This window comes from Parasutterella muris, assembly GCF_009767915.1.
Lineage (GTDB): Bacteria > Pseudomonadota > Gammaproteobacteria > Burkholderiales > Burkholderiaceae_F > Parasutterella > Parasutterella muris.
The window spans coordinates 1-1,066 of sequence record NZ_WSRP01000103.1 but is presented as its reverse complement, the minus strand read 5'-3'; the positions used below and the strand labels follow the sequence as shown (position 1 = coordinate 1,066).

General features: G+C 46.9%; 2 protein-coding genes and 1 pseudogene. All 3 read right to left on the bottom strand.

Going from position 1 to position 1,066, the window contains the following annotated elements:
• Positions 1 to 266 (bottom strand): annotated as a pseudogene (locus E5987_RS12750) (baseplate J/gp47 family protein); the annotation flags it as partial.
• Positions 263 to 676, bottom strand: a complete 414-nt coding sequence (locus tag E5987_RS12745; protein ID WP_160336442.1) for a phage GP46 family protein — start codon at positions 674 to 676, stop codon at positions 263 to 265. The gene E5987_RS12745 and the pseudogene E5987_RS12750, both read right to left, overlap by 4 nt.
• Before the next feature lie 6 nt (positions 677 to 682).
• A complete protein-coding gene (locus E5987_RS12985) occupies positions 683 to 883 on the bottom strand; it encodes a hypothetical protein (RefSeq protein ID WP_202074651.1) in 201 nt (66 codons plus the stop codon).
• Between the last annotated feature and the right edge of the window lie 183 nt (positions 884 to 1,066).

Sequence of the window (1,066 nt, the reverse complement as noted above, 5' to 3'; positions counted from 1 at the left end):
ACCTCGCCGGAAGCTTTTGTCGCCTTCTTTCTGGTCAATCCATAAATAGAAGCCCAGCGATCCAAATAATCACTCTCAGCCGTATCAAAAAACTGCTGTCGGTTCAAGTACTCGATATAGCCATAGAGTGAGTGGGCCGCACCAGCCAGTACTCGATCAAAGACTTTGGCATTAGAGCGCCTCATCTGCGGAACCGATAACCGGCTTTGGGTGTCTCCGTCAAGCCTTTCAATGATCTCTTTTAGTGTTGGTCTCTCAAAACTCATAACTTACTCCATACGTCAACAAAGCGAGCGGTAAGTGTTTTCTGGTTAGGACGAACAATTTCAATGAGCAGGTTAAGACGATCGATCCCGTCAAGCTCAGCCTTTGCGATCACTTCACTTGCAATATTGTCTTCAATCATCCACTGAAGCGCCTCCTGAGCATATTCTTCTGCCAGGGCCAACGTTTCAGTGGTAAGGCTTGAGCGCATCAGCAGCCAAAGCCGTGAACCGAACTTATCTCCCTCTTCAGAAAAAGAATCCGCCCACCAACCCATCTTGGATTCAGTCGGTCTTTCGTCATCGTCCTCTGCTCTCGCCCAAGAAAAAAGGCTGTTCACCACAGCCCTCGCTAAATCATCCTTGGCAAAATCCGTTAGAGTTGCCTCGGCTCCGTTTAAATAAAATTGCATTGCCCCTCACTTAAAGGCATCTCTTATCGCCTTTACCGCTTTTGCTATTGTCCACACCGCCAGCCCATAACCAATTAAGTAAAGAGGCAGTGCGGCATACCAACTTAATGAGTCCGCCATCTTCAACATTCTCGCTAAATCTTGTAAAATATCCATATTGCTATAGTTTTCACGTTGTGAAAGAGCCCGCCTGAGTTCGCTGCTCAAACGGGCTTAATTTTTTGTTCTGCATTACATCTTTTGGTCCGGAGTTGCTCCGCCGTTATGCGTATGACCGTTGTAAGTTCCTCTCATACCGGCCATAGAGTAAGCGCCTCCTTTATCTTTGATGTCGCCTTTTGCAACGATATTGCCTCCGACTTCAAGATTTCCCGTGCATTTTGTCAAAGG

What these genes read in the sequence shown, in the direction of transcription:
- E5987_RS12745 (WP_160336442.1), bottom strand. Translation starts at nt 676, where the DNA reads ATGCAATTTTATTTAAACGGAGCCGAGGCAACTCTAACGGATTTTGCC.